Annotated in this window: 26 protein-coding genes; 16 read left to right on the top strand and 10 right to left on the bottom strand. The window is 67.4% G+C overall.

The window, feature by feature from the left end:
* Positions 1-231 precede the first annotated feature (231 nt).
* From LO787_RS25680 to LO787_RS25720, 9 genes are all read left to right on the top strand, one after another.
* Entirely contained in the window at positions 232-639 is a 408-nt protein-coding gene (locus LO787_RS25680; protein ID WP_232493787.1) for a DUF1636 domain-containing protein, read from the top strand.
* Positions 636-1,652, top strand: a complete 1,017-nt coding sequence (gene cobT, locus LO787_RS25685) for a nicotinate-nucleotide--dimethylbenzimidazole phosphoribosyltransferase (protein ID WP_232493788.1) — start codon at positions 636-638, stop codon at positions 1,650-1,652. Before LO787_RS25680 ends, cobT begins: the two co-directional genes overlap by 4 nt.
* A complete protein-coding gene (locus tag LO787_RS25690) occupies positions 1,649-2,209 on the top strand; it encodes a histidine phosphatase family protein (protein ID WP_232493789.1) in 561 nt (186 codons plus the stop codon). Before cobT ends, LO787_RS25690 begins: the two co-directional genes overlap by 4 nt.
* 154 nt (positions 2,210-2,363) lie before the next feature.
* A complete protein-coding gene (locus LO787_RS25695) occupies positions 2,364-3,074 on the top strand; it encodes an adenosylcobinamide-GDP ribazoletransferase (RefSeq protein WP_232493790.1) in 711 nt (236 codons plus the stop codon).
* Positions 3,071-4,045, top strand: coding sequence for an aminotransferase class I/II-fold pyridoxal phosphate-dependent enzyme (locus LO787_RS25700; protein ID WP_232493791.1), 975 nt, complete (start codon positions 3,071-3,073; stop codon positions 4,043-4,045). Before LO787_RS25695 ends, LO787_RS25700 begins: the two co-directional genes overlap by 4 nt.
* Positions 4,038-4,976: an adenosylcobinamide-phosphate synthase CbiB gene (cbiB, locus tag LO787_RS25705; protein WP_232493792.1), complete on the top strand. Its 939-nt coding sequence runs from the start codon at positions 4,038-4,040 to the stop codon at positions 4,974-4,976. The genes LO787_RS25700 and cbiB overlap by 8 nt, the downstream gene beginning before the upstream one ends.
* Positions 4,964-6,421: a cobyric acid synthase gene (locus LO787_RS25710; RefSeq protein ID WP_232493793.1), complete on the top strand. Its 1,458-nt coding sequence runs from the start codon at positions 4,964-4,966 to the stop codon at positions 6,419-6,421. Before cbiB ends, LO787_RS25710 begins: the two co-directional genes overlap by 13 nt.
* Positions 6,418-6,924 carry a bifunctional adenosylcobinamide kinase/adenosylcobinamide-phosphate guanylyltransferase gene (gene cobU / locus LO787_RS25715; RefSeq protein ID WP_232493794.1) on the top strand — a complete coding sequence of 169 codons (507 nt, stop codon included), beginning with the start codon at positions 6,418-6,420 and terminating at the stop codon, positions 6,922-6,924. The genes LO787_RS25710 and cobU overlap by 4 nt, the downstream gene beginning before the upstream one ends.
* A 488-nt stretch (positions 6,925-7,412) precedes the next feature.
* Positions 7,413-8,579 carry a tyrosine-type recombinase/integrase gene (locus tag LO787_RS25720; RefSeq protein ID WP_232493795.1) on the top strand — a complete coding sequence of 389 codons (1,167 nt, stop codon included), beginning with the start codon at positions 7,413-7,415 and terminating at the stop codon, positions 8,577-8,579.
* A 470-nt stretch (positions 8,580-9,049) separates the two neighbouring features.
* On the opposite strand, the gene LO787_RS25725 is transcribed toward LO787_RS25720, so the two are convergent.
* Both LO787_RS25725 and LO787_RS25730 read right to left on the bottom strand, forming a co-directional pair.
* Positions 9,050-10,285 (bottom strand): murein hydrolase activator EnvC family protein, encoded by a 1,236-nt coding sequence (locus LO787_RS25725; protein WP_232493796.1) that lies wholly within the window; start codon positions 10,283-10,285, stop codon positions 9,050-9,052.
* A 91-nt stretch (positions 10,286-10,376) separates the two neighbouring features.
* Positions 10,377-10,964, bottom strand: a complete 588-nt coding sequence (locus LO787_RS25730) for a TetR/AcrR family transcriptional regulator (protein ID WP_232493797.1) — start codon at positions 10,962-10,964, stop codon at positions 10,377-10,379.
* Between the two features lie 143 nt (positions 10,965-11,107).
* On the opposite strand from LO787_RS25730, the gene LO787_RS25735 reads away from it, so the two are divergent.
* Together LO787_RS25735 and LO787_RS25740 are read left to right on the top strand one after the other, a co-directional pair.
* On the top strand, positions 11,108-11,500 hold the full coding sequence (locus LO787_RS25735; protein WP_232493798.1) for a RidA family protein: 393 nt from the start codon (positions 11,108-11,110) through the stop codon (positions 11,498-11,500).
* A 65-nt stretch (positions 11,501-11,565) separates the two neighbouring features.
* On the top strand, positions 11,566-12,135 hold the full coding sequence (locus LO787_RS25740; protein WP_232493799.1) for a hypothetical protein: 570 nt from the start codon (positions 11,566-11,568) through the stop codon (positions 12,133-12,135).
* Positions 12,136-12,146: 11 nt separating this feature from the next.
* Here the strand turns inward: LO787_RS25740 and LO787_RS25745 are convergent, their stop codons facing one another.
* From LO787_RS25745 to LO787_RS25765, 5 genes are all read right to left on the bottom strand, one after another.
* Positions 12,147-12,527, bottom strand: a complete 381-nt coding sequence (locus tag LO787_RS25745) for a ribonuclease HI (protein WP_232493800.1) — start codon at positions 12,525-12,527, stop codon at positions 12,147-12,149.
* Positions 12,528-12,536: 9 nt separating this feature from the next.
* Positions 12,537-12,962: a 23S rRNA (pseudouridine(1915)-N(3))-methyltransferase RlmH gene (locus LO787_RS25750; RefSeq protein ID WP_232493801.1), complete on the bottom strand. Its 426-nt coding sequence runs from the start codon at positions 12,960-12,962 to the stop codon at positions 12,537-12,539.
* Positions 12,963-13,075: 113 nt separating this feature from the next.
* A complete protein-coding gene (gene rsfS / locus LO787_RS25755) occupies positions 13,076-13,477 on the bottom strand; it encodes a ribosome silencing factor (protein ID WP_232493802.1) in 402 nt (133 codons plus the stop codon).
* Positions 13,478-13,590: 113 nt separating this feature from the next.
* Positions 13,591-14,289, bottom strand: coding sequence for a nicotinate-nucleotide adenylyltransferase (locus LO787_RS25760; protein WP_232493803.1), 699 nt, complete (start codon positions 14,287-14,289; stop codon positions 13,591-13,593).
* Entirely contained in the window at positions 14,253-15,542 is a 1,290-nt protein-coding gene (locus LO787_RS25765; protein WP_232493804.1) for a glutamate-5-semialdehyde dehydrogenase, read from the bottom strand. Before LO787_RS25765 ends, LO787_RS25760 begins: the two co-directional genes overlap by 37 nt.
* Positions 15,543-15,831: 289 nt before the next feature.
* On the opposite strand from LO787_RS25765, the gene LO787_RS25770 reads away from it, so the two are divergent.
* Both LO787_RS25770 and LO787_RS25775 read left to right on the top strand, forming a co-directional pair.
* Positions 15,832-16,941, top strand: coding sequence for a M23 family metallopeptidase (locus LO787_RS25770; RefSeq protein WP_232493805.1), 1,110 nt, complete (start codon positions 15,832-15,834; stop codon positions 16,939-16,941).
* A 1-nt stretch (position 16,942) separates the two neighbouring features.
* Positions 16,943-17,419 carry a bactofilin family protein gene (locus LO787_RS25775; RefSeq protein ID WP_232493806.1) on the top strand — a complete coding sequence of 159 codons (477 nt, stop codon included), beginning with the start codon at positions 16,943-16,945 and terminating at the stop codon, positions 17,417-17,419.
* A gap of 98 nt (positions 17,420-17,517) precedes the next feature.
* Here the strand turns inward: LO787_RS25775 and LO787_RS25780 are convergent, their stop codons facing one another.
* The 3 genes from LO787_RS25780 to LO787_RS25790 all read right to left on the bottom strand — a co-directional run bounded on the left by LO787_RS25780 (position 17,518) and on the right by LO787_RS25790 (position 19,972).
* Positions 17,518-18,225, bottom strand: coding sequence for a DUF1013 domain-containing protein (locus tag LO787_RS25780; protein WP_232493807.1), 708 nt, complete (start codon positions 18,223-18,225; stop codon positions 17,518-17,520).
* Positions 18,226-18,423: 198 nt separating this feature from the next.
* Entirely contained in the window at positions 18,424-19,428 is a 1,005-nt protein-coding gene (locus tag LO787_RS25785; protein WP_232493808.1) for an NAD(P)H-quinone oxidoreductase, read from the bottom strand.
* A gap of 259 nt (positions 19,429-19,687) precedes the next feature.
* Positions 19,688-19,972, bottom strand: a complete 285-nt coding sequence (locus LO787_RS25790) for a GIY-YIG nuclease family protein (RefSeq protein ID WP_232493809.1) — start codon at positions 19,970-19,972, stop codon at positions 19,688-19,690.
* A gap of 148 nt (positions 19,973-20,120) precedes the next feature.
* On the opposite strand from LO787_RS25790, the gene LO787_RS25795 reads away from it, so the two are divergent.
* The 3 genes from LO787_RS25795 to LO787_RS25805 all read left to right on the top strand — a co-directional run bounded on the left by LO787_RS25795 (position 20,121) and on the right by LO787_RS25805 (position 23,922).
* On the top strand, positions 20,121-20,339 hold the full coding sequence (locus LO787_RS25795) for a DUF1192 domain-containing protein (protein ID WP_232493810.1): 219 nt from the start codon (positions 20,121-20,123) through the stop codon (positions 20,337-20,339).
* Between the two features lie 146 nt (positions 20,340-20,485).
* On the top strand, positions 20,486-22,855 hold the full coding sequence (gene clpA / locus LO787_RS25800; protein WP_232493811.1) for an ATP-dependent Clp protease ATP-binding subunit ClpA: 2,370 nt from the start codon (positions 20,486-20,488) through the stop codon (positions 22,853-22,855).
* Positions 22,856-22,917: 62 nt separating this feature from the next.
* Complete coding sequence (locus LO787_RS25805) at positions 22,918-23,922, top strand: ligase-associated DNA damage response exonuclease (protein ID WP_232493812.1); 1,005 nt, start codon at positions 22,918-22,920, stop codon at positions 23,920-23,922.
* Positions 23,923-23,928 lie beyond the last annotated feature (6 nt).

Raw genomic sequence — 23,928 nt, forward strand, 5'->3', positions numbered from 1 at the left:
CTTGGAGGCGGACACCTCCCGTCCCAAACCCCCGTCGCCCCTGCGAAGGCAGGGGCCCATCGCCCTTCTCGCCGCGACACCTTGCTCACCGCGAGGCGGCAAGCCCGGATGGATCCCTGCCTTCGCAGGGATGACGGGCAGTAGGGACAGGGCACCTCGTCATTGCGAGCGCAGCGAAGCAATCCACGGCGCACATCGCGGCACAAAGCAGGCCCGAACGGAGATCCCACCATGCTGACCCCCGTCACCCCCGGCCCCTCGGTGGTCGTGTGCAACACCTGCCGCCTCAGCGCCGACGAGCGCGAGGACGGCGAGGGCCAGCGCGGCGGCGCGCTGCTCGAAGCGGCGATGCGCGCGGTGCAGGATGCCGACCCGACGCTTCGGGGCGTCGAGGTCCAGTCCATGCCCTGCCTCTTCGCCTGTTCGCGCCACTGCACCGTCCACATCCGCGCGCCGGGCAAGGTCGGCTACGTGCTGGGCGACTTCACCCCGGACGAGCATGCCGCCCGCGCCATCCTCGAATATGCCGCGCGCCATGCGGAAAGCGAGCATGGCCGCGTGCCCTTCCGCGAATGGCCGCAAGGCGTGAAGGGCCATTTCATCACCCGCACCCCGCCGGAAGGCTACGTCTGCACATGATCCGTTTCGCCGATCCCGCCGCCTTCGCCGCCGCGCTCGCCACCCTGCCGCAGCCCGACGTTGAGGCGCGCGCCGCCGCGCTCAGCCGCCAGTCGCGCCTCACCAAGCCCACCGGCGCGCTCGGTCGGCTGGAGGACATCGCGGTGTTCATGGCGGGCTGGCAGGAACATGAGCGCCCCGTCGCGGACCCGGTGCAGGCGGTGGTCTTCGCCGGCAACCACGGCGTCACCGCGCAGGGCGTCAGCGCCTATCCCCCCGAAGTGACCGTGCAGATGGTCGCCAATTTCGAGGCGGGCGGCGCAGCGATCAACGCGCTTACCCGCGCCTGCGCGGTGCGGCTGTCGGTGGTGGCGCTCGACCTCGACCGGCCGACCGGCGACATCACGCTGGAACCGGCGATGAGCGAGGCGGAGTGCCTCGACGCGCTGAACCGGGGCGCGGCGGCGCTCGATGCAGACACGCGGCTGCTGCTGGTGGGCGAGATGGGCATCGGCAACACCACGCCCGCCGCGGCCCTCTGCGCACAAGTGCTCGGCGGCGCGGCCCACGACTGGGCCGGGCGCGGCACCGGGATCGACGACCACGGCCTTACGCGCAAGGAAACGGCGGTGGAGGCCGCGCTGGCACTCCACGGCGCGCACTGCGGCTCCGCCTTCGAGACGCTGCGCCGCCTTGGCGGGCGGGAGATCGCGGCGATGGCGGGTGCGATCCTTGCCGCGCGGCTGCGCAAGGTGCCGGTGCTGCTCGACGGGTTCATCGCCAGCGCCGCCATCGCGCCGCTGGTGCGCGACAATGCGCGCTTCACCGACCACTGCATCGCCGCCCACTGCTCAGCCGAGGCAGGCCATGCGCGGCTGCTCGACCGGCTGGGGCTGGAGCCGCTGCTGAACCTCGGCCTCAGGCTTGGCGAAGGAACCGGCGCGGCGCTGGCAGTGCCGATCGTGCGCGCGGCGCTGGCGGCCCACGGCGAGATGGCGACGTTCGAGGAAGCGGCGGTCGCCAACCCGGCATGAGTGGCTTTACCCTCCACCTGATGCGCCACGGCGCGCCGCAGCGACCCGGCCTGCTGCTGGGCCACCGCGACGAGCCCGCGCTGCCGTCCGAGACGGCGAAGTGCGTGGCGCGGGCGGAGGGGCTGGCGTTCGACTCCGTGGTGTCTTCCGATCTGGGACGCACGCTCGATCCGGCGCGGCAGGTGGCGGCGGCGCGGGATGTTGCGCATCGCGTGGACGCCGACTGGCGCGAACTCGACTTCGGCGCATGGACTGGCCTTGCCGCCGCCGAAGTCGATCCAGCCGCCTACGCGCGATTCTGGGACGATCCCGACGCCCACGCCCCGCCCGGCGGCGAGACATGGTCCGCCCTCAAGACCCGCGTGGCGCTGGCGCTTGGGCGGATCGAGGGCGATACGCTCGTCGTCACGCACGCCGGTGCGATGCGGGCGGCGCTTTCGGTGCTGTTCCACATGGAACACCGGCAGGTCTGGGCCTTCGACCTCCCTTACGCCAGCGTCCTCACCCTGCGCGTGTGGCCGGACGAAGCCGCGCAGATCACGGGGCTGATAGCATGACTTGGATTGCATCCCCCCGTCATCCCGGACTTGATCCGGGACCGTGGGCCGTCTTTAGGCGCACGCATGCGTCGGGGCACGCCCGGCACGGTGGGCTGTTCACGGCCCACGGTCCCGTGTCGAGCCCGGGACGACGCCAGGGGGGAGCCCGCCTGTGAAAGGCCTGATCCTCGCCCTGCAATTCCTCACCCGCCTGCCGCTGCCTCCGGTGAAGGCCGACGCGCGGGACTTTGCGCGGGCGATGCGCTGGTTTCCGGCGACGGGGCTGGTGGTGGGGGCCTGCGTCGCGCTGCCATGGTGGCTGCTCCAGCCGCGCGATGCGTGGGTGCCGGCGCTGGCGGGGCTGGTCGGCTGGGTGGCGATCACCGGGGCGCTGCACCTCGACGGCCTCGGCGACGTGGCGGACGGCGCGGGTGCGGCGCACGGGGATCGGGAGCGCCTGTCGGCGGTCATGGCGGACCCGCACGTCGGCAGCTTCGCCGTCGTCGCCATCGGGTTACAGCTGGCGGCCAAGCTGGTGCTGCTCCACGCCATCGCGCCCGCACAAGTCGGCGCGCTGGTGCTGGTGCCGGTGCTCGCCCGGATCGCCCCGATCGGCTGGACGCTGTTCCTGCCGCCGCTCCACGCAGGGCTGGGCTCGAAATTCCGCGAAGGGGTGAGCCATGTCCACCTCGCAGCATGGAGCCTCGCCGCCATAGCCGCCGCGATCCTGCTCTTCCCCGCGCTCCTCGCCCTGTTCATGGCCGCGCCGCTGTGGGGCTGGTGGCTGCGCGCAAGGCTGGGCGGCATCTCGGGCGATGGCCACGGCGCGGGGATAGAGCTGGTGGAGACCGCGCTACTCACCGCGCTGGTGCTGCTGCCATGAACCCTGCGCTGCTCCACCATGGCGGCCGCCTGACCGAAGCGGCGCGGACCTATGGCGGCGATCCGGCTGAGTGGCTGGACCTCTCGACCGGCCTCAACCCGCTGCCGTGGAGCGGCGCCGTCCCGCCCATCGAATGGTCCGCCCTGCCCGATCCCGATGCGCTGGCCGCGCTGGAGGCCGCCGCCGCCCGCCACTTCGGCGCCCCACCGGAACTGGTCTGCGCCGTCCCCGGCAGCGAGACCGCCCTACGCCTGCTCGCCGGACTGCTCGCCCTCCCCGGCCGCGCACTCACCCCCGCCTACCGCACCCACGCCGAAGCCTTCGCGACATCGCGCCCCATCGCCTTCGCCGAGGCCCCACAAGGTGCCGAAGCGGTGGTGCTGGCCAACCCGAACAACCCCGATGGCCTGCTGCGCCCGCCCGCCGCCGTGCTCGACTGGCACGACGCCATCGCCGTGCAGGGCGGCTGGCTCATCGTCGACGAAGCCTTCGCCGACTGCCATCCGCAGATGAGCGTCGTCGCGCACGTCGGCAGCGCGGAACGCCTGATCGTCCTGCGCTCCTTCGGCAAGTTCTTCGGCCTTGCGGGCCTGCGCCTCGGCTTCGTGATCGCGCCGCCCGCGCTGGCCGCCCCCTTGCGCGCGCTGCTGGGCAGCTGGCCGCTCCACGCCGCCGCGCTGGCGCTGGGCACCGCCGCCTATGCCGATACCGCATGGATCGAGCGGACCGGTGCCGAACTGCCCCACCGCGCCGCCGCGCTCGACGCCGTGCTCGCCAGCCACGGCTTCGCACCGCAGGGCGCGTGCCCGCTGTTCCGCTACATCACCAAGGCCCCCGCCCTGTTCGAGCGGCTGGCGCGCGCGCGGATCCTGACGCGCCCCTTCACCGATCACCCCGGCACCCTGCGCCTTGGCGTGCCCGCCGATCCCGCCGCGCTGGTGCGCCTCGACAGAGCCCTCGCCGATGGCTGAACCCATCGCCGCCGCCGCGCTGGCGATAGAGGGCGCGCTCGGCTGGCCCACTCGCCTCCACGCGCTGACCGGCCACCCGGTCGGCCTCTTCGCCCGGATCATCACCGCCACCGAGCGCCGCCTCAACCGCCGCGATGCCAGCCTCACCTCCCGCCGAGTCTGCGGGATCGCGGCTATGCTCCTCCTCCTGACCATGGTGATCGCCGCCACCACCAGCATCGAAGCCACCGTGCGCGCTCTCGCCGGAGCATGGGCCTGGCCGATCCTCGCCCTGCTCGCCTGGCCCGCGATGGCCGCGCGCAGCCTCGACGATCACGTCCGCCCGATCCGCGCCGCGCTGCTGGCGGGAGACCTCCCCGAAGCCCGCCGCACCGTGGGCATGATCGTGGGCCGCGACACGCAAGGACTCGACGAACCCGCCGTCACCCGCGCCGCCATCGAGAGCCTTGCCGAGAGCTTCTGCGACGGCGTCGTCGCCCCGCTGTTCTGGCTGCTGCTGCTCGGCCTGCCGGGAGTCTGGGCGCTGAAGGCCATCAACACCGCCGACAGCATGATCGGCCACCGCGAGGAGCCGTTCGGCCCTTACGGCTGGGCCGCCGCGCGGCTGGACGACCTCGTCATGCTGGCTCCCGCGCGCCTGTCCGGCGTGCTGATCTGCCTTGCCGGACTGAGAGGCTGGCGCGTCATGGTCCGCGACCACACCCGCCACGCCTCCCCCAACGCGGGCTGGCCGGAGGCGGCGATGGCGGGCGCGCTGGGCGTACGGCTGGCCGGGCCTATCGCCTACGACGGCATGCTTGCCGACAAGCCCTGGATCGGCCAGCACGGTGCCGACGCCACCCCGCGCGACCTCTCGCGCGCCCTCACCATCTACCGGCGCGGCTGCGTCCTGCTTGGAGTAACCGCCTTGGGGGTACAATGGCTGGCCTGATGCTGCAGGGGACCGGTTCGGACGTCGGCAAGTCGGTGCTGGTGGCGGGCCTGTGCCGCGCCGCCGCCAACCGGGGGCTGACGGTGCTGCCGTTCAAGCCGCAGAACATGTCCAACAACGCCGCCGTCACGCCCGAGGGCGGAGAGATCGGCCGCGCGCAGGCGTTGCAGGCCCTCGCCGCCCGCGCGCCGCTGCATGTCGACATGAACCCGGTGCTGCTCAAGCCGCAGGCCGACCGCACCTCGCAGCTCATAGTCCACGGCAAGGTGCGCGGCACGCTGGGCGCGGCGAACTTCCGCGAGGCGCGCCGCCCGCTGCTGGGCGAAGTGCTGGAAAGCTACCGCAGGCTGGAGGCGCGCTGCGATCTCGTGATCGTCGAGGGCGCGGGCTCTCCGGCGGAGATCAACCTGCGCAGCGGCGACATCGCCAACATGGGCTTCGCGCGCGAGGCGCAGGTGCCGGTGGTACTGGCGGGCGACATCGATCGGGGCGGGGTGATCGCCGCCGTGGTCGGCACCCTCGCGGTGATCGATCCCGAGGATGCGGCGATGATCCGCGGCTTCATCATCAACAAGTTCCGTGGCGATCCGGCGCTGTTCGCCGACGGCTATGCCGAGATCGAGCGCCGCTCCGGCTGGCGCGGCTTCGGCGTCCTGCCCTGGCAGAGCGCGGTCGCACGGCTGCCGAGCGAGGACGCGGTGGTGCTGGAACGCGGGCTTGGCGGCAGGGCGGGCAAGCTGCTCGTCGCCTGCCCGATCCTGCCGCGCATCGCCAATTTCGACGACCTCGACCCGCTGCGGCAGGAGAGCGGCGTGGACCTTGCGATGATCCCGCCGGGCACGCCGATTCCGGCAGAGGCGGCGCTGGTCGTCCTGCCCGGCTCCAAGGCGACCATCGCCGACATGGCCTTCCTGCGCGCGCAGGGCTGGGACATCGACGTGCTCGCCCACCATCGGCGCGGGGGTGCGGTGCTGGGGATCTGCGGCGGCTACCAGATGCTGGGCCGCGCCATCGCCGACCCCCACGGCATCGAAGGCCCGCCGGGGGAGATCGCCGGGCTCGGCCTGCTCGACGTGACGACCGTGCTCGATGCCCGCAAGACGCTGGAACAGGTGGAAGGAACGGCGATGGGCGCGCACTTCACCGGCTACGAGATGCACATGGGCGTGACCGAGGGGCCGGACGCGGCCCGCCCGTTTGCGCGCCTCGGCAACGAGCGGCCCGACGGCGCGGTGGCAACGGACGGGCGGACTTTCGGCACTTACTGCCACGGTCTGCTGGCGAAGCCGGGCCTGCGGACCGCGCTGCTGGAGCGGATCGGCGCAGTGTCGGACGGGTTCGACAATGACGCTCGCGTGGACGCCGCGCTCGATGAACTGGCGACGGCGATGGAGCAGCACCTCGACGTGGGCGGTCTGCTGGCGCTGGCGGGGGCGGGCCGATGAGCAGCCTTCTCGTCCTCGGCGGCGCGCGTTCGGGCAAGAGCCGGTTCGCGCAGGCACGCGTCGAGGCGGTGCCGGGACGGCTGTGCTATATCGCCACCGGGCAGGCCTTCGATGCCGAGATGACCGAGCGCATCGCCCGTCACAAGGACGACCGCGGCCCGCGCTGGACGACGCTGGAGGAACCGCTGGACCTCGCCGCCGCGATCGACCGCGCGGCGCGGGAAGCGGACGCGGTGCTGGTCGATTGCCTGACGCTCTGGCTGTCGAACCTGATGCTGGCGGATATGGCACTGGAGGCACCGACCGCTGCGCTGTGCGAGGCCATCGCGCGCTGCGCGAAGCCGCTGGTGCTCGTCTCGAACGAAGTCGGCCTCTCCATCGTCCCCGAAAACGCGCTGGCGCGGCGCTTTCGCGACGAGGCGGGTCGCCTCAACCAGACCATCGCGGCACTGGCCGACGAAGTGCAGTTCGTCGCCGCCGGGCTGCCGCTGAAGCTGAAATGATTGCGGCCGTCAGGAATTGAGCGGCTGTCTCGGCATCTCCGCCAGAGGGTCGTGCTTGTAGCCCGCCTCCCAGGCGGCTCTCTGTCGGGGACTTGCGTAAGGATTGCTGGAAAGAGGAATACCCGCCTGCGCGGCCTTGATGCCCCAGAAGTGGGCGCGATGTTCGGTGGACAAAGTGCTGGGCTCGTTTCGTTGGGAGAACTCCCGTGACGAACGAGCCAGCGCCGCGAAACGATCCGTATATTAACGGATCATAAAGACGGGCGGCACCTCACGCGCGATGAACCGCAGTGGACGCGGATGCAGACGAGAGGGCGATGTGAGGGAAATGGTGCACCCGACAGGATCATAACTCTTTGTTCGCGAATGTTCGGGGTTATCCTCGACTCGCCCGGTTTCCCTAGGTTGTACCAATCCAAGGGTTCGCATATGTTCTCCTTTGTTCGCGGCAAACCACGATTTTATGTGGTAACGGATGAGGGAACTGGATGGGTAAGCTCAATGCCCTTGGTGTGAAGAATGCAAAGCCCGGGCGTCACGGCGATGGCGACGGGCTCTATCTGGTCGTGAAGCCTACGGGCGCCAAGTCCTGGATCCTTAGGGTGCAGCGCGACAAGATGCGCCGGGACATCGGCCTTGGATCGCTGGCGGCTCTGACGTTGGCCGAGGCCCGTGAGAAGGCCGCTGAGCTGCGGAAACATACCCTCAATGGTCGCGATCCTATCGCCGAGCGCGATCGTGACCGGCGCCCCATCCCGACCTTCAAGGAAGCGGCCAAGAAGACGCACGCCGCTCTCAAGTCCGGATGGGTGGGGAAGAGCGCCGACGCCTTCCTGTCCTCCCTGGAAACCTACGCCTTTCCCTCGCTGGGCAACCGCCGGGTCGATACGATCGACGCCGCTAACATCCAGAAGATGCTGACGCCGATCTGGACCACGAAGCCCGAACTGGCTCACAAGCTCCGTATGCGCGTGGGACAGGTGCTAAACTTCGCCCATTCGAAGGGCTGGCGAACGACGGAAGCCCCAGGACGATCGGTGGGTGTGGGCCTGCCCAAGCAGCCGAAGGGCGGAAATTTCGCCGCGATGCCCTATCCTGATGTGCCCGCCTTCATGACCCGGCTTGGAGGCGAGAGCCAAACCAGCGGGCGTCGCGCCCTGATGTTCCTGATCCTGACGGCAGCCCGCCCCGGCGAGGTCCGGTTCGCAACATGGGGCCAGATCGATTTCAAGAAGGCAGAGTGGAACCGACCTGCCGAGATCATGAAGCTGCGCGAGCCGCACACCGTCACGCTCAGCAAGGCAGCCATGGCGCTGCTGTCCGAGATCAAAGGCAAAAGGGAGGTCGATCCCAAAGCCCTGATCTTCCCCGGCCAGCGCCTAAAGCCCTTATCCGACATGGCACTCAGCAAGGTCATGCGAGATGCCGGGCTGATCTACAACGCCCACGCATTCCGCTCGTCCTTCCGGGATTGGGCTGCGGAGAAGATGCCGGATGTGCCCGATGCGGTGGCGGAAGCTGCCTTGGCCCACACCGTGCCGGACAAGGTGGTGCGGGCTTATAAGCGGACGAAGTTCATGGAGATGCGTCGGACGCTCATGGATGCGTGGGGGGAATTCTTATCCAAGGGTGGCGAGAAAGCCGACACGCCATGAGCGATGCTGCGACCCGCAGAAAGGCGCTGAACCAAATTCAGGCAGAGATCGAACGGTTTTATCGGATGTCTGCGGAAGACCGGAAAGATTGGGCTTCCATCACAATGGGCGAAGCTCTCCGCCTGTTGTCGGTGGTTTGCGGCCCTGAATTGATGGCCACTGCTTATGGCGAGCCTCAAAGCGGGGGGCGTGGTGCCTCGCTTGACACCCTCTCCGACCGACTAGGCCTATCTTCATTGCTTTTCGCTGATCTGGAGCAGCCCGGTAGCGGCCACGCTATCTCGGATGCGTCGCTAGAAGCCTACCTAGTCGCGCGAGGTGACAAGCCGCAATTATTTGCACCGATCCCGAGTGTCCAGGGGAAGCCCGACGCCAGCTTTAGGGTCGAGAACCTCGCGCCATTCCCCCTCCGTCAGTCGCTGCGCGACTGCCACCTCCCGGAGACAAGCTCGGGGAGGAACGTCCCGTTTTCAGAGTGACCGAATATACTGCAACGGATTGACCGGCACACCGTCGCGCCGCAGTTCCACCATGACGCGTGGGTCTCGCGGGCCGGTCACACCGATAGGTGAGCCCGCCACCACCCGCTCACCCACGGTGACGTCCAGCCGCGCAAGGCCCGTGATGAGCGAGGTCCAGCCACCGTCGTGCTCGACGATGACGATGCTCTGGAAGCCCCGATAAGGCCCCGCGAACGCCACCCGCCCCGACGCCGGGGACACCGCCTGCGCATGATCGCGCGGCGCCATGACCAGCCCGTTAGACCGCGCCTGCCCCGGCGCATCCTCGCCGAAGCCGGTGAGCAGGCGACCGGTCACGGGCAGCATGTAGCTCGCCAGTCCCTCGGGTAGCGGGGTGAACTGGCCCGCGCCGATGACCTGCGCATCCTCCGGTCGGGCGGGGCGCATGATCGGCCCTGGAAGTGCTGCGAGCTCTGCGCGGAGTTCACCCTGACGCCCGACTTCGCGCACCAGATCGCCAAGGTCGCGCGCCTTTTCAGCGAGCGCCAAGGCGCGCTCGCTCTCGCGCGCGGCGATCCCGCTCGCCTCGCGGCCCTCCAGCCGCTGGCGCGATTCAATCCCGGCAAGCTGCTGGCGGCGCTGCTGCATCTGGCCCTGCGCCTGTGCGAGCCCGGCCGCAGCCGCCTTGGCCTGCTGCTCCAGCGCCCGTCCGCGCTCGATCTCTGCCCTGAGCGAGCGGGTACGCCGCTCCACCTCCGGCAGCATCGTATCGAGCAGCGCGCGCATGTAGACGGTGTCCTGCACCGAGCCGGGGCGTAGCAGCGCCAGCAGCGGAGGCCGCCGCGACAGGCGCTGCAGCGAGCCCGTCAGTCGTGCCAGAGGCCCCTGCTTTTCAGCCAGTTGCGCGCGCAGCCCCGCGCGCTGCGAAGCGATCAGCCGCATCTGCGCGCGTTCGGCGGCGATCTGGGCGTCCATTTCCTGAATCCGCGCGGCGACGGCAGCAGCCTCTCGTGCGGTGGTCTCGGCCTGTTCACCGACCTGCCTTGCACGCGCTTCCAGCTTTTCCGCGCGCCTGCCCGCCAGCGCTCCTTCACGCCGCGCGGCGATCATCTCCTGCCGCGCCTGAGCCGCGTCCACCGCCGGATCGAGCACAGCCAGCCCGCCCGCCTGCGTGAGCGCATGCGTGGCGAACCCGGCTATACCGAGCGACGCAAGGATCAGCGCTGTACGGGAAAAAGGCTTCACGATGCGGTGTTAGGCCAGCGCGAGTCAGCCGGGAAGAGAGGAAATGCGACAGCCCCCCTTCCCACGCTTGCCCCGACGAAGGGCGGAAAATTCAGGCCCGAAACCCCTCGGCCATCAGCCTGAAGGCATCGACGGCCCTCGGCAGTGTCGCCAGCGGGTCTTCGCTGGCCGCAACCCACAAGGCCGCATTGAGCGCCGCGCCGCACAGCAGGCGGGCGGCGGCCTCGACGTCGACCGCCTTCATCGTTCCATCGGCAACGAGTTGCGCAACCGCCTGTTTCGTCGCCTCCAGACAGGCGTTCTGGCTGGGCCAATGTGACGGATCGCCGAGGAACGCCGGACCGTCGAGCAGGACGATACGGCGCACCTCGGGGTCCAGCGCCATTTCGATATAGGCGGCCCCCTCCGCCAAAAGCTCGTCCCACAGAGAGCCAGCATCCCCGGCAGCAGCCCGGGCGCGGGTCGCCATCTCGCTATCGACTTGCGCGACGACGGCAGCGAGCAGCCCCTTCTTGTCGCCGAAGTTGTGATAGAGCGCGCCGCGCGTCAGGCCCACAGATGCGGTCAGTTCGTCCATCGATGCGGCCGCAAAGCCTTCGACGGCAAAAGCCTTTCGCCCCGCCACCAGCAGCTTTGCTCGATTCTCCTCCATCGTTTTCGCGCGACTTCGGGCAGCCATGAACCATCCTTCTTTCAAATACGTGGCGTATGCGACTTGACATACATGGCGTATGCCACATCTATATACGTAGCGTATGTGAAAGGAAAGGGATGGCCGGTCGGTCCGCCCCAGATCCCGCAATTTCGAAAAGGAGATAATCCATGGCCAAGCGCCAAGCCGTATTCCCCGAAGGTCGCCATGAGCTTTACGCGAACCATGCCTACTCGGCAGCGATCCGATCAGGCGACCTACTGTTCGTCTCAGGGCAAGTAGGGAGCCGCACGGACGGCTCGCCGGAGCCTGATTACGCGGCGCAGGTCCGGCTCGCCTTCGCCAATCTGGAAGCGACGCTCAAAGCCGCAGGATGCGGACTGGACGACATCGTCGATGTGACGAGCTTCCATACCGATCCGGAAAAGCAGTTCGATACCTTCATGGCCGTGAAGGCGGAGGTCTTCCCGGAACAGCCCTACCCAAACTGGACGGCCATAGGCGTGAACTGGCTGGCGGGCTTCGATTTCGAGATCAAGGTGATCGCCCGTATTCCCGGATGATGGGGCCAATCCGACCTGCGATCACCAACCCCCCCCGGGCTGGGAAAGAAGAGGGATTGCGACTAATGATCGCAGCCATGCACCGGCTCATCCTGCTCGTCGCCGCAACGGCACTCTCCCACCCCGCGCATGCGCAGAGTGTGCTGGAAACCGGCTTCAACGGCGCCCTGAAGGGGTGCGAGGAGTGGGTGCTGAACCCCGCCAGTTGGGAAAGCGGGAGCGAGCCCTTCGTTTCGAGCACCGGGCTCGGCAACCAGATTGGAGCGGTCGATCGCGTCGAGGAGATCAACCTTCCGCCTACGGCGTTGCGGGCAGGCAACCATTACTGGCGCATCAATTCAACCACAGATGCGGGGTATGTTCTGGTCACTTCGGATCGGTTGCCGATGTGCCACGTCACCGGAGGCGGTGCAGCAGATCTTCAACCGCCTGTGGAAGCTGTGCTCAGCGCTCCGGAATTCGGCAAGCGCTGGGAAAAACTCGGTAGCACCGTGCGCGGGGACATGGTGTCGACACAGTTCAGAAGTCGGGTCGACCCGGCATTCTCGATGGTGATCAGCCGTGCAAAGGCGCCGGGACAAAGCACGGATCGCGTGCAGGTCATCGCCACGGCGACTTACGCGTTGAGCAGATAGAGCCGTCTTGCTCAGCGTGGATGCCGGGCGGCCAGTGCAATCCCCGCAAGGTTCTGCTCGCGCCTGATCCAGCGGATGCGCGAGGGTGCGACCTCTGCCGCAAGGGCCAGGAACCGGGCCGCGTGAGGCTGCGAGCCCTGTCCATGCTGCAAGGCCCGGTTCGCCTGCCGGATCACTTCCACGGCGTCACCAATCAGTTCGACTTCGGTAAGACCCTGATCGCGGCAGACTTCCAGGGCGCGGATCAGTGCCAGCCATTCGGCGTCGCTGTTCGAGCCGGAGCCGCAATCCTCGAAGATGTGCGCAACGCCCCGCACCACCACCGCGGCCTCGATCGGGCCGGGGTTGGGGCGGCAGCCGCCGTCGAAGAACACCTTCAGCCTGCGCACCACGTCGCTTGCTCACCCGGATCGATGGTACGGATGGCCGGACAGGATCGCGGTGGCGCGCCAGAGCTGCTCGGCCAGCATCGCGCGCGCCATCATGTGCGGCCACGTCATGCGGCCGAAACAGAGGAGGTGGTCCGCCTGCGCACGGGCCTCGTCACCATGGCCATCAGCCGCGCCGATCAGGAAGCGGCATTCGCGAACGCCCTCGTCCCGCCAGCGGCCGAGCAGCGCGGCGAACTCTTCCGAGCTCATCGCCTTGCCCCGCTCGTCGAGCAAGACTTCGCGGACCGGGGTATGGGCGGGAGGAGGCACCTTGCCGCCCGTGTCGGGCAGCTCGCTGTGCCGGAACGGCCAGGAGATGCGCTTTGCATAGCGGTCCAGCAGCTCACCCTCAGGCGAACGGCCGATCTTTCCGCGGGCAATGATGTGCAGCAGCATGATTTTCTAGCGCAATCGGGCCAGGAACGCGGGGACGGAGCAGGACCCCCGCGTGATTTCCTTTCGATTTTCCGGCCACCGTCGCGACCGGAGGATCATCCTCTAGGCGGAGATCAGGCCGCCCCGGACGGGCCGTCGAAGCCCCACATCCGCTCGAGGTTGTAGAAGGTGCGCACTTCGGGACGGAACAGGTGGACGACCACGCTGCCCGCATCGACGAGCACCCAGTCGGCCGCCGGAAGGCCTTCGATACGCGGATGGCCGAAGCCGTTTTCCTTCAGTCGCTCGCCAAGTTTCTGCGCCATCGAGGCGACCTGGCGGGTCGAACGGCCCGAAGCGATCACCATGAAGTCGGCGATGCTCGATTTGCCGTCGAGGTCGATCGTCACCAGTTCCTGCGCCTGATCGTCGTCGAGCGACGAGAGGACGAGGTTGAGCAACGGATCATCGCTTTCGATCAGCGTCGGAAGCGGGGTGGCGCCGGTTGATTCCGGCTGTAGTTCTGCCTGTGGCATCTTGGTTGGGTTCTGCTCCTTTCAAAACCGACCGGACAGGATGGAAACCACCCTGCCGCGTTCGATCGTCTGCCGTGTAAGCCGGATATGCGGGAAAGAGGCCGAAAGGCCAGTCATTCCGCCGTCCCGGGGATCATGTGGAACGTGACTGCGTCACGCGAAGGTCGATTTCCGAACCTTCGTGCCCAGTCGGGATCGGCCTGGCGTATCGCCGTTGCCGACCGCGTATCGGGGTCGAATCGCAATGTCACCAGCGCAGGTGCGCTCCACCTTTCCGGACCGCGAAGGCTGGTCAGGGGTCTCCGGAAGCGCCCCAGCCAGGCCATCGCGGGGCTCGCGAGGGCAGCGCCATCATACCCCGGACGCGCGATCACCGCAATCGGCATGAGTCGTGCCAGTGTCCGCCAGTCCTTCCAGCGATGCAACTGGGCGAGGTTGTCTGCCCCCATGAGCCACACGAAGCGCCGCTTGGGGTAGCGTTTGAGCAGGGCTTTGAGAGTATCGACGGTGAACCGGGTGCCCAGTTCACGCTCGATCGCCGTGGCCCAGATTCGCGCTCTTCGCGCCTGTCGTTGCGCCGAACCCACCCTTGCGGTGAGCGGGGCCATTCCGGTGCTCGGTTTGAGCGGGTTGCCGGGCGAGACCAGCCACCATGCTTCGTCCAATGCGAGCGCCTCGATCGCGAAAAGCGTGATCCGCCGGTGCCCGCCATGCGCCGGGTTGAAGCTGCCGCCGAGCAGCCCCGTCACGGGGCCGGGGCGAGATCTGGCCGGTTTCAGGGGCGCGCCTGCCCGGTGCCGCGGACCTGCCACTTGTAGGTCGTCAGGCCTTCGAGCGCCACCGGACCGCGCGCATGCAGCCGGCCGGTGGCTATGCCGATCTCTGCACCGAGGCCGAACTCGCCGCCGTCGGCGAACTGGCTGGAGGCGTTGACCATGACGATCGCGCTGTCGACTTCGGCAAGAAAGCGCTCGGCGGTTTCGGCGTCGTCGGTAACGATGGCCTCGGTGTGGTGCGAGGAATGCGTAGCGATATGCTCCAGCGCCGGTTCGATTCCATCTACGACAGCGACTGCCAGCACGGCATCGAGATATTCGGTATCCCAGTCCTCGTCCGTGGCTGGCAGGACGCGCGGATCGAGCGCCTGCGCGCGGGCATCGCCGCGCAGCTCGCAGCCCGCATCGAGCAGGCCTGCGACGACCGATTCGCTCTCGGGGAACTGCGTGTCGAGCAGCAGCGTCTCCATTGCCCCGCAGATGCCGGTGCGGCGCATCTTGGCGTTCAGCGTGAGCTTGCGCGCCATTTCCGCATCGGCGGCAGCATGAACATACGTGTGGCAGATGCCGTCGAGATGCGCGAGCACGGGCACGCGCGCATCGGCCTGCACGCGTGCGACGAGGCTCTTGCCGCCGCGCGGGACGATCATGTCGATCAGCCCCGCAGCCGTCAGCATCGCGCCGACGACGGCACGGTCCTGCGTCGGGATGAGCTGGATCGCGGCTTCGGGCAGGCCGACGCTCGCCAGCCCCCTGGCAAAGGCTGCGCGGATGGCGCGGTTGGAATTCAGGGCCTCGCTCCCGCCGCGCAGCATCACCGCATTGCCCGAGCGCAGGCAGAGAGCAGCGGCGTCGGCGGTAACGTTGGGACGGCTTTCGTAGATGATGCCGATCAGCCCGATCGGGATGCGAACGCGCGAAAGCCTGAGGCCGTTGGGGCGCTCGCTGGCGGCGATAACTTCGCCGACCGGATCAGGCAGGTTCGCGACCTGATCCACGGCGTCAGCGATTCCCGCAAGGCGCGCGGGATCGAGCCGAAGGCGGTCGAGCATCGCGCCGGACAATCCCTTCGCTTCACCAGCAGCGATATCCTGCGCGTTGGCGGCGAGAATCTCACCTTCCGCGTCACGCAGCGCCGTGGCGGCAGCTCGCAGCGCCCCGGCCTTCTCGGCATCGGTCAGCTTCGCGAGGACGCGCTGGGCCGCGCGACCGTCACGGGCGAGCTGTTCGACCAGCGCCTCGGGCGAGAGGGCTGCGGGTTCGGCGATCAGGGTGCTCTGCTCGGTCATGGGAAGCGGGACTATCATCGCAGCGTGCAGTTGTCACCGGATTGCAAGGCGCCCGAACAGGCGTTTGCAATCGATTCGCCTGCCGATTTTTACCGCATTTCGGCAAGGTTCCTCAACTCGCCGCGAGTCCATATCGACTCGCCCCGATTCCGCAGAGGTTCACGTTCAGCCGATTCGCCTTGGTAACTTCCCGCTGCTAACTGCCCGGCCCGGGACTGAGACATAGATTTCAAGCGGGGTCGTTTTGCCTTCCAAGTCAGCCGAGGCGCTGCTTCAGCGCCTCCGGACCATGTTCGCTGACCGCGAGTTCATCATGCGGTCGCAGGGACAGGTTCGTTTCATCCGCGTTTCCTCGCGGGCACAGAAGATGGCCGCAGGAGCCGCAGTCGGCGTGCTCGGAATGTGGGCCGCATCGGTGGGCGCGCTTGCGCTCTCGCAGGTTTCCACCGGCAGCGAAAGCGCCGCACTCGCCAAGCGCGCGGCCAACGTCGCCAAGGCCGAACAGAACGTTGCACAGTACCGCGAGAACGTCGATACCGTCGCAGCCGATCTCGCCCGCCGCCAGAAATTCATCGAGCAGGTGGTCGATGCTCATATCCAGGAACTGCCCGAGCAGTCCGGCGAGGCGCAACCGACTGCGCAGACCGATGCAACCGTGAAGAAGGTCAGCGCCGCGATTCCCGGTGCCGGTGCTCTCGCCCAGATCGAGGCCGAGCAGCTCGCTCTTGTAGACCGTCTCACCCGCTATGCCGACCAGCGCTCCGATGCCGCGATGGCCTCGATCCGCAAGCTCGGCCTCAATCCCAACGCGATGATCTCCCGCGCTCGCATGGCCGAGGGTGGCCCGCTGGTGAAGCTCGCCACCGGAGCCGATGGCAGCGTCGATCCGCGCTTCGTGAAGATGGGCCGCAGCCTGTCGCGCATGGATGCGCTGGAGAACGGCCTCGCCTCGATCCCGCAGGTGAGCCCGGCGCATGTCGCCTACGTCTCATCCAGCTACGGCTATCGTTCGGACCCGTTCACCGGCGGCGCGGCGTTCCACGCCGGGCTCGATTTTCCCGGACCGATGGGCTCGCCGATCTATGCGGCCGCTCAGGGCCGCGTGACTTTCGTCGGGCAGAAGTCGGGCTACGGCAACTGCATCGAGGTGACGCACGGCAACGGGTTGATGACCCGCTACGGGCACCTTTCCGGCTTCCGCACCCGCGTGGGACAGGAAGTCGAAGCCGGGGCGCTGATCGGTGCGATGGGAAGCACCGGCCGCTCGACGGGACCGCATCTGCACTTCGAGGTGCGCGTGAACGACCGTCCGGTCAATCCGCGCCCGTTCCTCGAAGCGGCACGAAATCAGGGGGCAAGCATCCAGGGAAACAACGGGGCCCAGAGGGAGAACCACTGACATGGCCAAGGCCTTCATAAGCTCGCGTGCGAGCATCAACAGTTCCAGCTTCTCGATGCTGGGGAGCGACACCGCCATCACCGGCGACATCTCGGCAAGCGCCGACCTGCACGTCGACGGCTGCGTCAACGGCGACATTTCCTGCAGTTCGCTCGTCCAGGGCGAGGGCAGCGAGATCACCGGCGCGGTGCGGGCCGAATCGGTTCGGATTGCCGGACTTGTGCGCGGCGCGGTTGCGGCGCGCGACGTCGTGATCCTCAAGACCGCGCGGATCGAGGGTGACGTGTCCTACGACACGCTGACCATCGAGCAGGGCGCGCGTCTGGAAGGGCGCCTGACTCCGCACGGCGGGCAGCATCCGCCAGCGATTGCGCGACTGCCAGCCTCTGCGCCTGCAAAGGCGGAGGCCGCCAAGGTCGAGGCCGTTCAGGCCGAGCCCGTCGAGGGCGAACTGGACCTGCCTTCCGCGGCAGAGTGAGTCCCGGACCGGCGGGTCTTCCATGATCGTTTCGGGCACGAAAAAGGGGACATGGGAGCCGATCCCATGTCCCCTTTTCGATTCAGCCTCGGGCGATCTTACTCGCCGCGTGCCTCGGCGGCTTCGGCGGCACGCTTGGCTTCGAGCCAGGCTGCGACTTCGGCTTCCTGAGCGGCTTCGCTGGCGGCGCGCGAGGCGGCCTCGCGCTCGGCGCGCAGTTCGTCGATCAGGGCCTGCCGGTCATCGACCAGACGCTCATCGTTCTGGCCATCGTCCTCGATCCCCGCCTTCTTCGCCGCCTTGGCGACGAGCGCATCCAGTTCGCGCTGCGAGCACAGGCCCAGCGTGACGGGATCCTTGGGAGTGATGTTGGCGATGTTCCAGTGCGAACGGTCGCGGATCGCCGCGATCGTGTTGCGCGTGGTGCCGATCAGCTTGCCGATCTGCGCGTCCGAAACTTCGGGATGGTTGCGCAGGATCCAGGCGATGCCGTCGGGCTTGTCCTGGCGCTTCGAGACCGGGGTGTAGCGCGGGCCCTTGGTGCGGGTCGAAGTGACCGGCACCTTGTGCATGCGCAGCTTGTAGTCGGGGTTGGCCTGCCCCTTCTCGATCTCTTCCATCGTCAGCTCGCCCGAGCGCACGGGGTCGCGACCGGTGTACTTGCTGGATGCCAGATCGTCGGCCATCGCCTGCACTTCGAGCATGTGGAGCCCGCAGAATTCTGCGATCTGCTCGAAAGTCAGCGCGGTCGTGTCGACCAGCCACGAGGCGGTCGCGTGCGGCATCAGCGGAGTGGGCTGGCTCATGTCTCTATCTCCGGCGGAAACAATAAGGGCCGCCCCTTCGCGGAGCGGCCTCACCGGGTCGATTTAGGGAATTTTTGCCGGAGGAGCAAGTAAAAGGGGCCGAAAATTGCGTCATTCCGTCGATGCGTTTCACGTGAAACGCCCTTCAGGCATCATTTCGGGTGTACTGAACGGCACCTAGCGTACACCGAGCGCCCCTCAGCCCGCCTCCAGCACGATCTTGCCGACATGATCGCCCGCTTCCATCCGCGCATGAGCGGCAGCAGCATCGGCGAGCGGGAAGCGCGCGTCCATCACCGGCCGCAGCAACCCCTCCTCCACCAGCGGCCAGGCGCAGTCGAGGATCTCCTGCGCGACCATCGCCTTGAATGCATCGGTCCGCGGCCGCAGCGTCGATCCGGTGAGCGTGTAGCGCCGCGTCATCACCACGGCCATGTTGATCTCCGCCTTCGCGCCGCCCTGCACCGCGATGGTGACGTGGCGGCCATCGGGTGCGAGGCACTTGAGATTGCGCGCCACGTAGGAGCCCGCAACCATGTCGAGCACGACGTCGACGCCGCGCCCCTCGGTGATCCGCGCCACTTCCTCGACGAAGTCGCTGGCCTTGTAGTCGATCGCGTGATGCGCGCCGATCCTGAGCGCCGCCTCGCACTTCTCCGCCGAACCGCAGGTAACGATCACCGTCAGCCCGAAATGCCGTCCCAGCATCGCTGCCATCGTGCCGATGCCGCTGGTGCCGCCGTGGACGAGCAGCCACTCGCCCTCCCGGGCGTAGCCGCGCTCGAACACGTTATGCCACACGGTGAACAGCGTTTCCGGCAGCGCCGCCGCCTCGTCCAGCGGCAGACCGTCCGGCACCGGCAGACAGTGGCCCGCTTTTGCAATGCAGTATTGCGCATATCCTCCGCCCGAAACGAGCGCGCAGACCTGCTGTCCCGGAACGAAGGCACTGACGCCCTCGCCCAGCGCGGCCACCGTACCGGAAATCTCCAGCCCGGGAATCGGCGAGGCGCCGGGCGGCGGGGGATAGCTGCCCTGCCGCTGCACCACATCGGGACGGTTGACCCCCGCGAAGGCAACCTTGACCAACACTTCGCCGGGTCCGGGCCGAGGCACCGTAACCGTTTCTACGCGAAGGACATCGGGGCCGCCGGGCGAGTCGTACCCAACCGCGGTCATGGTGACAGGAAGGTCAGCTAACATGAGCCCCCCTGTGCCACAGGATGCGGGGGGTGGGGAACCTGAAAACCGCGCGACAATGAAGGCAAATGGCGATCCATTCCGAACAATGATTTATAAAACAATCGTCATCCCAGCGAAGGCTGGGACCGCTGGCCGTTGTGTTGAACGCTTGCGGCTAGGTAAGTGCCGTCAGGTAGCGCCGGCGCGATCGGGCGTGACAGGGTCATAACGGTCCCAGCCTTCGCTGGGATGGCGGCATGTTTTTGAATGGCACGTTCGCTCAGATCAATCGATCGAACAGGTCCACCCATTGCGGATTTCCTTCCTCGATCAGCCGGATCTTCCAGTCCCGCTTCCACGCCTTGAGCGCCTTTTCTCGACGAATCGCATCCTCGATCCGCTCATGCGGCTCGATCAGCACCAGCCGCTTGAGCCCGTATTTGCGACAGAATGCCGAGCCCGCCGCATTGCGATGTTGCATCATACGTGCGGGCAGATCGGCGGTCACGCCGATGTACAGCACGCCGCGAGGCTTGTTGGTGAGCATGTAGGTCCAGCCGCGCATCACGCCAGCGTAGCGAATGCTGCCAGCGGTCCCAGCCTTCGCTGGGATGACGACAATATTTTAACGGCACCTGGGAACTACCCATCATCCACACCCTCCACCAAGGCCCCATTGACACTGCCGATTTCGAGTCCGATGTTGCATTGCAATGGACGAAGAAGACCGACCTCTGCGGCGGTCATCCGAGGGCGACTTCGGAGCCGCCAGCCTCCTCGCCGGTGAAAGCCTGGATCGCTATTCGCTGGACGAACTGGACGCGCGCAGCGCGCTTCTCGAAGCCGAGATCGCCCGCATCCGCGCACATAGAAACGCATCGTCCGCACACCGCCTCGCGGCGGATGCGCTGTTCAGGCCGCGATCATCTTGAGGATAGCAGCCTCGTCTCGCTGCCTTTCGGCATCCGCTGGCAGGCCCCCTCGCAACGATCCCGAGCATGCCTATATCACTATCGTAACCACCGACCACCAAGCTCCCCACACAGGAGAGTCGTCCCTCGAAATGAAGGTCGCTTAAATGCCAAGTTTCGCCCAAAGCCTTGAAAAGACCCTGCACTCGGCCCTGTCCCATGCGTCGGAACGGAGCCACGAGTACGCGACGCTCGAGCATTTGCTGCTCGCGCTGATCGACGATACCGACGCGGCACAGGTCATGCAGGCCTGCGGCGTGGACCTCGGCGACCTTGGCGACGTGGTGCGCCAGTATCTCGACCAGGAATACCAGTCGCTCAAGACCGAGGAAAAGGGCGATCCCGCCCCGACCGCCGGTTTCCAGCGCGTGATCCAGCGCGCGATCCTGCACGTCCAGTCGTCAGGCAAGGACACCGTGACCGGCGCCAACGTGCTGGTCGCCCTGTTCTCCGAGCGCGATTCCTACGCGGTCTACTTCCTGCAGCAGCAGGACATGAGCCGCCTCGACGCCGTCAGCTACATCAGCCACGGCATCGGCAAGGGCGGCAAGCGGATCGAGGACCGCAGCCCCAAGGGCGCCGAGGAGACCCCGCCGACGCCCGAAGACAAGGCAGAGGCCAAGGCTTCCGCGGGCAAGAAGGATTCCGCGCTCGACCAGTTCACCGTCAACCTCAACGAGAAGGCGCTGAACGGCAAGGTCGACCCGCTGATCGGTCGCGGCCCCGAAGTGGATCGCACCATCCAGATCCTGTGCCGTCGTTCCAAGAACAACCCGCTCTACGTGGGCGATCCCGGCGTCGGCAAGACCGCCATCGCCGAAGGTCTCGCGCGCAAGATCGTCGAGGGCGAAGTGCCCGAGGTTCTGGCCGAAGCGGTCATCTACTCGCTCGACATGGGCTCGCTGCTGGCGGGCACCCGCTATCGCGGCGACTTCGAGGAACGTCTCAAGCAGGTCGTCTCCGAACTGGAGAAGATGCCGCACGCGGTCCTCTTCATCGACGAGATCCACACCGTGATTGGCGCGGGCGCGACCAGCGGCGGCGCGATGGACGCCTCGAACCTGCTCAAGCCGGCGCTGTCGGGCGGCACGATCCGCTGCATCGGCTCGACCACCTACAAGGAGTTCCGCAACCACTTCGAGAAGGACCGCGCCCTGCTGCGCCGGTTCCAGAAGATCGACGTGAACGAGCCGACCATCGAGGATACGATCAAGATCCTGCGTGGCCTGCGCACCGCGTTCGAGGAACACCACCGCGTCAAGTACACGCCTGACGCGATCAAGACCGCGGTCGAGCTTTCGGCGCGCTACATCAACGACCGCAAGCTGCCCGACAAGGCGATCGACGTGATCGACGAAGTGGGCGCGATGCAGATGCTGCTGCCGCCCAGCCGCCGCAAGAAGACCATCACCGCGCGCGAGATCGAACAGGTCATCGCGACGATGGCCCGCATCCCGCCCAAGTCCGTCTCGTCGGACGACAAGAAGGCGCTCGAGAACCTCGAACGCGATCTGAAGCGCGTGGTCTTCGGGCAGGACAAGGCGATCGGCGTGCTCTCCACGGCGATGAAGCTGTCCCGCGCAGGCCTGCGCGATCCGGACAAGCCGATCGGCTCGTTCCTGTTCTCCGGCCCGACCGGCGTCGGCAAGACCGAAGTCGCCCGCCAGCTCGCGTCCATCATGGGCATCGAACTGAAGCGCTTCGACATGTCCGAATACATGGAGCGTCACTCGGTCAGCCGCCTGATCGGCGCGCCTCCGGGCTATGTCGGCTTCGATCAGGGCGGCCTGCTGACCGACGCGATCGACCAGAACCCGCACTGCGTCCTCCTGCTCGACGAGATCGAGAAGGCGCACCCGGACCTGTTCAACATCCTGCTGCAGGTGATGGACAACGGTCGCCTGACCGATCACCACGGCAAGACCGTCGATTTCCGCAACGTGGTGCTCATCATGACCACCAACGCGGGCGCGTCGGACATGGCCAAGGCCGGCATCGGTTTCGGTGACACGTCCAAGGCCGACGCCGGGGACGAGGCCGTGAAGCAGATGTTCACGCCGGAATTCCGCAACCGCCTCGATGCGATCGTGCCTTTCGCATACCTGCTCAAGGACACCATCAGCCGGGTCGTGGACAAGTTCATCCTCCAGCTGGAACTGCAGCTGGCCGACCAGAACGTCCACATCCAGTTCGATTCGGACGCCCGCGCATGGCTGGGCGATCGCGGGTACGACAAGCTCTACGGCGCGCGTCCGATGGGCCGCGTGATTCAGGAGAAGGTCAAGCAGCCGCTGGCGGAGGAACTGCTGTTCGGCAAGCTCGCCCACGGCGGCGAGGTGCACGTCTCGGTCAAGGAAAACGCCCTCAACTTCGAGCTGACCCCGTCGGCTCCGAAGGTCGCCAAGGCCAAGAAGAAGGCCCCGGTGAAGAAGGCGAAGAAGCCCGGCCCGCAGGCGGACACCAACGCCGACGACTGATCCTCGCCGGACCTTGAGAACATGGGGTGGGAACCACGCGGTTCCCGCCCCATTTTCGTAGGATGGCCCGCGATTTCTCCTGGATCAGACCCGAACCCTGGGGAATCCACGTCGTCCCCGCCGACTGCTGGATCGACCCGGCCCGCCCCGCCGACCGCGCGCTGGTGACGCACGGCCACGCCGACCACGCGCGCGGCGGCCATGGCGCGACTTTCGCCACCCCCGAAACCCTCGCCATCATGAAACTGCGTTACGCCACGGAAGAAGGCGCGGTGCCGGTGCCCTATGGCGAGCGGATCGCCCTGCTCGGAAACGTCCATGCGACATGGATTCCCGCAGGCCATGTCCTCGGCTCCGCGCAGATCCTGCTGGAGCACGCGGGCGAGCGGATCATCGTCACCGGCGACTTCAAGCGCCGTGCCGACCCCACCTGCCCGCCATTCGAAGTCACCCCCTGCGACGTGCTGATCACCGAGGCGACCTTCGGCCTCCCCGTCTTCCGCCACCCGCCGGTAGAGGAGGAGATCGCCAAGCTGCTCTCCGCCCTCGCCGCCAATCCGGAGCGCTGCGTGCTCGTCGGCGCCTATGCCCTGGGCAAGGCGCAGCGCCTGATCGCCGAACTGCGCCGTGCCGGGCACCGCGACACGATCTGGCTCCACGGCGCAATGGAGCGGATGTGCCGTCTCTACGAAGACTGGGGCGTCGATCTCGGCGACCTGAAGCTGGTGTCGGATGCGAGCAAGGAACAGCTGGCGGGCGCCGTGATCGTCGCCCCGCCCTCGGCCCTCAACGACCGCTGGAGCCGCCGCCTGCCCGATCCGATCACGGCGATGGCCTCGGGCTGGATGCGGGTGCGACAGAGGGCGCGGCAGCGCATGGTCGAACTGCCGCTGGTGATCTCCGACCACGCGGACTGGGACGAACTCACGCAGACCGTCGTGGACGTGAACCCCGCCGAGACATGGATCACCCACGGGCGCGAGGAGGCCATGCTGCGCTGGTGCGAACTGAACCAGCGGAAGGCGCGCGCGCTGGCTCTGGTGGGGTACGAGGACGAGGATGACTGAAAGTAA

This window comes from Novosphingobium kaempferiae, from assembly GCF_021227995.1.
In the GTDB taxonomy this organism is placed as follows: Bacteria; Pseudomonadota; Alphaproteobacteria; order Sphingomonadales; family Sphingomonadaceae; genus Novosphingobium; species Novosphingobium kaempferiae.

Coding starts and splice junctions, on each gene's coding strand:
- LO787_RS25775 (WP_232493806.1), top strand. CDS start 16,943: ATGGCCAAGGCCTTCATAAGCTCGCGTGCGAGCATCAACAGTTCCAGC.
- cbiB (WP_232493792.1), top strand. CDS start 4,038: ATGGCTGAACCCATCGCCGCCGCCGCGCTGGCGATAGAGGGCGCGCTC.
- LO787_RS25765 (WP_232493804.1), bottom strand. CDS start 15,542: ATGACCGAGCAGAGCACCCTGATCGCCGAACCCGCAGCCCTCTCGCCC.
- LO787_RS25785 (WP_232493808.1), bottom strand. CDS start 19,428: ATGTTAGCTGACCTTCCTGTCACCATGACCGCGGTTGGGTACGACTCG.
- LO787_RS25750 (WP_232493801.1), bottom strand. CDS start 12,962: ATGCTGCTGCACATCATTGCCCGCGGAAAGATCGGCCGTTCGCCTGAG.
- cobT (WP_232493788.1), top strand. CDS start 636: ATGATCCGTTTCGCCGATCCCGCCGCCTTCGCCGCCGCGCTCGCCACC.
- cobU (WP_232493794.1), top strand. CDS start 6,418: ATGAGCAGCCTTCTCGTCCTCGGCGGCGCGCGTTCGGGCAAGAGCCGG.
- LO787_RS25690 (WP_232493789.1), top strand. CDS start 1,649: ATGAGTGGCTTTACCCTCCACCTGATGCGCCACGGCGCGCCGCAGCGA.
- LO787_RS25735 (WP_232493798.1), top strand. CDS start 11,108: ATGGCCAAGCGCCAAGCCGTATTCCCCGAAGGTCGCCATGAGCTTTAC.
- LO787_RS25790 (WP_232493809.1), bottom strand. CDS start 19,972: ATGCGCGGCTGGACCTACATGCTCACCAACAAGCCTCGCGGCGTGCTG.
- LO787_RS25770 (WP_232493805.1), top strand. CDS start 15,832: ATGTTCGCTGACCGCGAGTTCATCATGCGGTCGCAGGGACAGGTTCGT.
- LO787_RS25780 (WP_232493807.1), bottom strand. CDS start 18,225: ATGAGCCAGCCCACTCCGCTGATGCCGCACGCGACCGCCTCGTGGCTG.
- rsfS (WP_232493802.1), bottom strand. CDS start 13,477: ATGCCACAGGCAGAACTACAGCCGGAATCAACCGGCGCCACCCCGCTT.
- LO787_RS25805 (WP_232493812.1), top strand. CDS start 22,918: ATGGCCCGCGATTTCTCCTGGATCAGACCCGAACCCTGGGGAATCCAC.
- LO787_RS25795 (WP_232493810.1), top strand. CDS start 20,121: ATGGACGAAGAAGACCGACCTCTGCGGCGGTCATCCGAGGGCGACTTC.
- LO787_RS25720 (WP_232493795.1), top strand. CDS start 7,413: ATGGGTAAGCTCAATGCCCTTGGTGTGAAGAATGCAAAGCCCGGGCGT.
- LO787_RS25710 (WP_232493793.1), top strand. CDS start 4,964: ATGGCTGGCCTGATGCTGCAGGGGACCGGTTCGGACGTCGGCAAGTCG.
- LO787_RS25730 (WP_232493797.1), bottom strand. CDS start 10,964: ATGGCTGCCCGAAGTCGCGCGAAAACGATGGAGGAGAATCGAGCAAAG.
- LO787_RS25700 (WP_232493791.1), top strand. CDS start 3,071: ATGAACCCTGCGCTGCTCCACCATGGCGGCCGCCTGACCGAAGCGGCG.
- LO787_RS25740 (WP_232493799.1), top strand. CDS start 11,566: ATGATCGCAGCCATGCACCGGCTCATCCTGCTCGTCGCCGCAACGGCA.
- clpA (WP_232493811.1), top strand. CDS start 20,486: ATGCCAAGTTTCGCCCAAAGCCTTGAAAAGACCCTGCACTCGGCCCTG.
- LO787_RS25680 (WP_232493787.1), top strand. CDS start 232: ATGCTGACCCCCGTCACCCCCGGCCCCTCGGTGGTCGTGTGCAACACC.